Annotated in this window: 3 protein-coding genes; 1 reads left to right on the forward strand and 2 read right to left on the reverse strand. The window is 40.9% G+C overall.

Features of this window, described 5'->3' with window-relative positions:
* Positions 1-15 precede the first annotated feature (15 nt).
* Positions 16-570: a hypothetical protein gene (locus tag UYC_RS0112995; RefSeq protein ID WP_016876266.1), complete on the reverse strand. Its 555-nt coding sequence runs from the start codon at positions 568-570 to the stop codon at positions 16-18.
* Between the two features lie 768 nt (positions 571-1,338).
* Positions 1,339-1,947: a GNAT family N-acetyltransferase gene (locus UYC_RS0113000; RefSeq protein ID WP_026087572.1), complete on the reverse strand. Its 609-nt coding sequence runs from the start codon at positions 1,945-1,947 to the stop codon at positions 1,339-1,341.
* A gap of 606 nt (positions 1,948-2,553) precedes the next feature.
* Here UYC_RS0113000 and UYC_RS0113005 point away from each other — a divergent pair.
* Complete coding sequence (locus UYC_RS0113005; protein ID WP_016876268.1) at positions 2,554-6,144, forward strand: response regulator; 3,591 nt, start codon at positions 2,554-2,556, stop codon at positions 6,142-6,144.
* Positions 6,145-6,366: the final 222 nt, after the last annotated feature.

Raw genomic sequence — 6,366 nt, forward strand, 5'->3', positions numbered from 1 at the left:
ATCAGAACCATTCATTTAGTAATAAAATCTATTATCTACCTCGCTGCCCAAGCGGCGTACTACTGCTACAGTTTGCGGCAAGACACCTACTAAAAGGGCAAAAGCCTCATCTGGCAGTAAGGCTACAACTTCAGGTGGAAAATATTGTTCAAATTGATCGAGAATCTTTTGAACTCGCTGCTGAGGAGTTGGGTTTTCTGTAATTTGCTTAATCAACCGAATCCACTGTCGCCTAATTAGGTAAGCTTTCTGCCGCTCTTCATTAGTTTCAGGAGGCAACAAAGACAGATTTCCTATTGGCAACGCTCCTTGACAATCGCGATCATAATCGCCACCCACTGCTGCTCCCGGTCCGGCAAACTCGGCATGATATTGTTTAAAAAGTATTAATCCATTTCGCTTTCGACTGTTGACCATGAATACTTTTCCGCTCAACAGCTTTTTGAGGATATCCGAGCCATAGGATCGTTCAGCTCCATCTGGCATGACAATATAGTCAAGGAAACTAGTGTCAGGGTAATAGGTAGATACCATAGCAGTCTGATAGCGTCGGCGCTTTTCGCTATCCATCTTTTCCCAAAAAGAAAATGAATTTGATAATTGCTTGCACTTAAAATAGATTGTTATTTAATCAAAGTTTTTCTTTTATCTTAATTATCAACTTTTGAGTCAATTGAACTAAGATAAAAAATAATATAGATTCTGCCCTGTTATTAAGTAACCATAATTTTATGAGATTTAAATTGATTTGTCTGCTTTCATAGGTAGATTTTATTAAAGTTTTTATAAAGATGAATATATAAGATACAAAGATATTGTGAGGATTTTAAGAATTATTAATAGTATTTTTACTGTTATAACAAACATAATCTGTTTTACTATCAAAAATACTCATATTTATGAATGCAACAACTTTTTACATCATCAAGCTTAAATCAAAAACAATGTTTTTCTAATTGTTCTAATAATATATTTACTTTTTTGGAAAGATATTAATAAATGTATATATAATCAGGATTTAGAGAAAAATATTTATATTAAGAGCAAAATCATAAATTTTGGTAATTTCACCATCAACTATTCAATCACCTAATAGATTTATAAAATTCTTGCTTGATAACCATAGAGTTATATATACATTAATTTTAACTAATTTATTATAGTGGTGTGTAAAATGTAAAAGCATAAATTCGTTGAAAATTAACTGTATTTGGTGAGAACAGGCTAGATGCTCAACCAGATGAAAAGTTTCACAGATTAGCGAATCTATCTAACCTTCCCAGCTCAGTCAACCTTAAAGTCAGAATTGACGACACAATCGCTAACAAACAGCTAAATTTAATCAACCAAAAGGTGTTTGTGTAATAATATTTGTTGCGATCGCTTCAAAAAGAATATATTCCAAGTAGATTCAACTTTGTGTACTCGATACCCCTGCTTGAAATAGAGCTGACGTGCTTGATAGTTATTTTCCAAAACATGGAGATATAGTTCTTCAAATCCCCACTCTCTAACTATTTTTTCACTAGCTGCAAGCAACTGTGAGGCAGCACCTTGTCTGCGGTATTTGGGGTGAACAGCTAAATTAGACAGATAAGGAAAACTCCTGCCCACCTCTGTCCAAGAATCATTGAATCGCACGCCCAACTCTACAGTACCAACTAAGTTATCAGATAAACCAGTAGTAGTGTCAACAGCAACCAAACAAATATGATGGGGTGCTGCCGATGCCAAGCGATGTCTTAAATCTTCGTAAATTCCCAAACGCAGTAAGGGGAAAGCCCATCCCCAGAAACCTTTTTGGGAGTGAAAGCTTTCGGCAATAATTTGAGCAACAGCAATCAAATCAGTAGCTGTAGCCGCACGAATTTGGAAATGGCAGGAAGCTTGTTCGGCGGCTATAACGAACGGTTCTTGGTGGAATGGGTCTAAAAACCAGGATGTCAAGGTTAGTTTCGTGTTGAATTGATTTAACAACAATCCTTTCCAATATCCTAAAACACCATTCAACTTATGTGAAAAAGTTAGTGTTAAGGATTAAGGACTGGTTGAAGCAGAATCTAACGGCTAGGAACTAGGAGAGATAGTAACAAATGTTCTACAATCCTCAGTCTCTCATGTCTCATCCTCATTTAACATTCCCTACCTAGTTGGCACTTTTCTTGCCGATGATGCTGATGGCTAAATTTTAATTAGCATTTTGTCTCATATTATACTTACTTTTTGAGCTTATGATTGTAAAGCCTTTGCTTCGCAAATGACAACCATCAATAAAATTTACCTGAAAGTGTTAGTGTCGGCGCTATGACGGGAAAACTTAATATGCAGCATATATAACTTCAACTGGATATTGAAACCAACTTGGAGCAATGCATATGGTATCAAATAGTCATCGTCGGGAGTAAATAGTTGTGAGCAAACCTCTTCCAGTCAGCAATTTTGGCAGCAAACAGCCTATAAAGTCGAAATGCTCTGCTCTTACCTGACTCAGTTTCATCCCTACCCGATCAGATTATTGTTTATCCGACTGCCTTTGCAGCAGGAAAGCGGTGCATGAAATCCCAAGCAAACTATAAGCCTAAAATTCTGGTTGTCGATGACGAACCTGACAACCTTGACTTGCTGTACCGCACCTTTTATCGCGATTATAAGGTGCTGAGGGCTAATTCTGGCCCAGCAGCATTGGATCTACTGTCGCAAGAGGGAGATGTATCAGTAATCATCTCCGATCAGCGAATGCCGATGATGAGCGGTACTGAATTTTTAAGCCTAACAGCGACTCAGTATCCAGACATTATCCGCATCATCTTAACTGGCTACACCGATGTCGAAGACCTGGTAGAAGCGATTAACTCTGGTAAAGTATTCAAATATGTCACCAAACCGTGGGAAGCAGAAGAACTGAAAGCGGTAGTACGTCAAGCTTTGGATACTCATAATGTCCTTAAAGCTCGTACCCGTGAACTAACCCGCACGCTTCGTCAGGAATCGCTGCTAAATACCGTCACCAATACGATTCGTGGTGCCTTAGACTATCGGCAAATTCTACAAACAATTGTGGATACTGTAGGTCATATGTTGGAGGTAGATGTCTGCCTCTTGCGTCCATTTCAAGAGAATCGGTTGGTAGATGAAAGATTTATTTACCAAAAGACGCTCTCTCAAAGAATAGAAGAGTGGGATAACCAGCCGCGTGCGGAGATTGCTGCCGTTGTAGATCCTCTTTGGGCGGCTTCCCTTGGGGTGTGGACAGGTGCCCAGCCAGTGGAAGAGAGGCAGTCGCGTGTGGGGGTTCCCTCCATTGAAGAGGCTATTGTGGAGAATTTTCACTCCTCGCCCCTTGCCCCCCTCTCCCCTTCCTCTTTGGCACAGACAGTCTGGGAAACTCGCGAAGTACAGGTAATTCACGATATTACTAGCGATGAACGTATCCAAGGCGAAACTCCCGAACTTCAAAGTCGCGCTGCTGCTTTTGCTGAAGCTAATATTTGTTCTAGTTTGGTAGTGCCGTTGATTTGCCGACAAGAACTGATGGCGGTGCTGGCACTGCATCAGTGTAACCAGCCCCGTGCTTGGAGTGAAGACGAGGTGCAGTTGGTAATGATGGTGGCAGATCAAGCAGCTCTTGCTTTATCTCAAGCTTATGCTTACGAGCAAGTACGTGCTCTTGCTCAACGGGAAGCTTTGATTAATACGATTACTAGTGCTATTCGCTCTAGCTTAGATCCGCAAGATATCTTTGCAGCGATTACTCATCAACTCGGACAAGCCTTACAAGTGGATGGCTGTGTCTTGTCTTTGTGGACAGAGGAAGATGAGTTTGTTCATTGCGTAGGCTTATATGACGGTTATAAAAATATAGAAACGGAAAATTCAAGTCATACTGACCATGCTGGTAATCATAGTTTACCTTTATCACAAACACCAATAAAAGAGAATCCAATTCTCCAAGAAATGTTGCGGACACAACAGCCAGTAGTAATTGGCGATATGGGGCAGTGTCCTCCACAAACTAAGGGATCTGATTTACCTTTTCGACTGCCAGCACGATCGCTGATGGTAGTTCCCCTGCTTGCTGATGGCAAAGCCATTGGTAGCATTACATTACGCGAAGGCAATAGTGTGCGAACATGGCTACCGTTTGAGATTGAGTTAGCCAAAGCTGTAGCAGCACAAGCAGCGATCGCGGTACAGCAGTCTCACTTGTACCAAAAAACTCGCGAACAGGCTGAACGTTTGTTAGAGTTAGACAAACAAAAAACCGAATTTTTCCAAAATATCTCTCACGAATTTCGTACACCCATTACCTTAATTCAAGGGCCATTAGAATCTGCTGTGGCCTCCAAAGAGGGGTTATCCTACGAACAAAGTGCGATCGCTCTGCGTAACTCTCGCCGCCTGCTGCGATTGGTAAATCAACTTCTGGATCTGCAACGCTTGGATGCAGGGCGTATGCAGCCTAGTTTTCGTCCTTGCGATTTAGTTGAATTTGTTAGCCAAATTGTCGAGTCGTTTCGTCCTTATTGTCAGAAAAAGGGGCTGCATTTAGTTACTGACATGGCTGAATGTTCTACAGTTTGCTTGGACATGGAAAAATTCGACAAGGTAGTTTATAATCTCTTGTCGAATGCCATGAAGTTTACTCCCGAAGGCGGCAGCATTTCTGTTATAGTGCAGCCTCAAGGCGAAAATTGCTTACTGCAAGTCCAAGATACTGGAATCGGTATTCTCAAAGAACAAATACCTCTTTTGTTTGAACGCTTCCGCCAAGCTGAAGGCTCAGAAAATCGTTCCTATGAAGGTACGGGTTTGGGTTTAGCTTTAGTCAAAGAACTGGTGGAAATTCACGGTGGTAAAGTCACTGTGGAATCAGTTTACGGTGAAGGTACTACCTTTAGTGTCTGGTTGATACCTGGTAGCGCTCACCTGCCTCCAGAGCAGGTACTGGAAGCCTCTGTGGAAGTTAATATCAGCCGTGCTGCTGTAGAATTGGCAGATTTAGAACTGATAGAAGAGGGGATTGGGGAAGAACAAGTAACTAGCACCCAACCTCTAACCCCTGGTTCTTCGATCCTAGTTGTAGATGACAATCCAGATCTGCGTACCTACGTGTCTGGTATTTTACGTAATATTGGTTATCAAGTACAAACAGCTCGTAATGGCTCAGAAGGGTTCCAAATTGCGAAGGAAATTTTGCCTAGCTTAATTGTGAGCGATTTAATGATGCCTGTGGTGTCAGGCTTGGAAATGATTCGGATGATCCGCAATGAAGAAAAGTTGAAAGGAACACCAATCATTCTGCTGACAGCGAAAATTGATGAAGAAACTCGGATTGAAGGTGCAGAACGTGGTGCAGATGCCTATTTAGCAAAGCCATTTAACGATCGCGAACTGTTGGCAGAGGTGCGAAATCTCCTAGCTTTAAAGGAAAATGAACGCAAGGTAGTAGAGTTAAACACTTATTTGACAGAATCTGTACTCAAGCGCTTTTTGCCACCTGCTTTGGTAAAAAAAGCTGCGGCTGGAGATTTAGTTTTGGATTTACGCCCAGAACCCCGCTTAATTACAGTTTTATTCAGTGATATTGTCGGTTTTACTCAGCTAGCAAATACCTTGAGATCGCGACGAGTAGCCGAGTTGCTAAATGAATATTTAGAAGCTATGACAAGAGCGGTATTTGATAATGGCGGCAGCGTCGATAAATTTATGGGAGATGCTATTCTAGCTCTGTTTGGGGCACCAGAAGAACTAACGCCAAACGAACAAGTTAGGCGTGCTGTTAATACCGCTAGAGCAATGCTGCGATCGCTAGAAATTCTAAATCAGCGTTGGCGAGAGCAGGGAATTTTCGATGCTACAGAACGTAAAAGCGTGGAGTTTCGTTGTGGCATTCACCAAGGTACGGCAGTTGTGGGTATGTTTGGTAGTATCGAACGTGCTGACTATACAGCCATAGGCCCTAGTGTTAATATTGCTGCTAGATTACAACAAGCTGCTGTTGCTGGTACTATACTTGTTTCTGCTGCTGTAGCAGATTATTTGCAAGAAGATGAAATTATTAAAGGTAGTCCATTAGAACTAAAAGGAATAGATGAAACGGTTTTAACTTTTGCTGTAACACCAGAATTGGTGGCAAATAGCTAATAGCTAATAGTTAAAAAAAATGGTAATTATAGCAGGTGAAAGGGGACAGGTGACAAGGAACAGAGTTAAAATTCTTTTGGTGTTTAAGTTCTATCATCTGTTGAGTTCCTAACAACTTTGGCTGTTGCTATAAAAATAAACTATTAAGTAAGTCAACTTAAATAAACTGACAATATAAAACTCCGACTTTTTAAAAAAGTCGGAGTTTTTGCGTGACTTTTC

The sequence above is a fragment of the Chlorogloeopsis fritschii PCC 6912 genome, from assembly GCF_000317285.1.
GTDB classification, from domain to species: Bacteria; Cyanobacteriota; Cyanobacteriia; order Cyanobacteriales; family Nostocaceae; genus Chlorogloeopsis; species Chlorogloeopsis fritschii.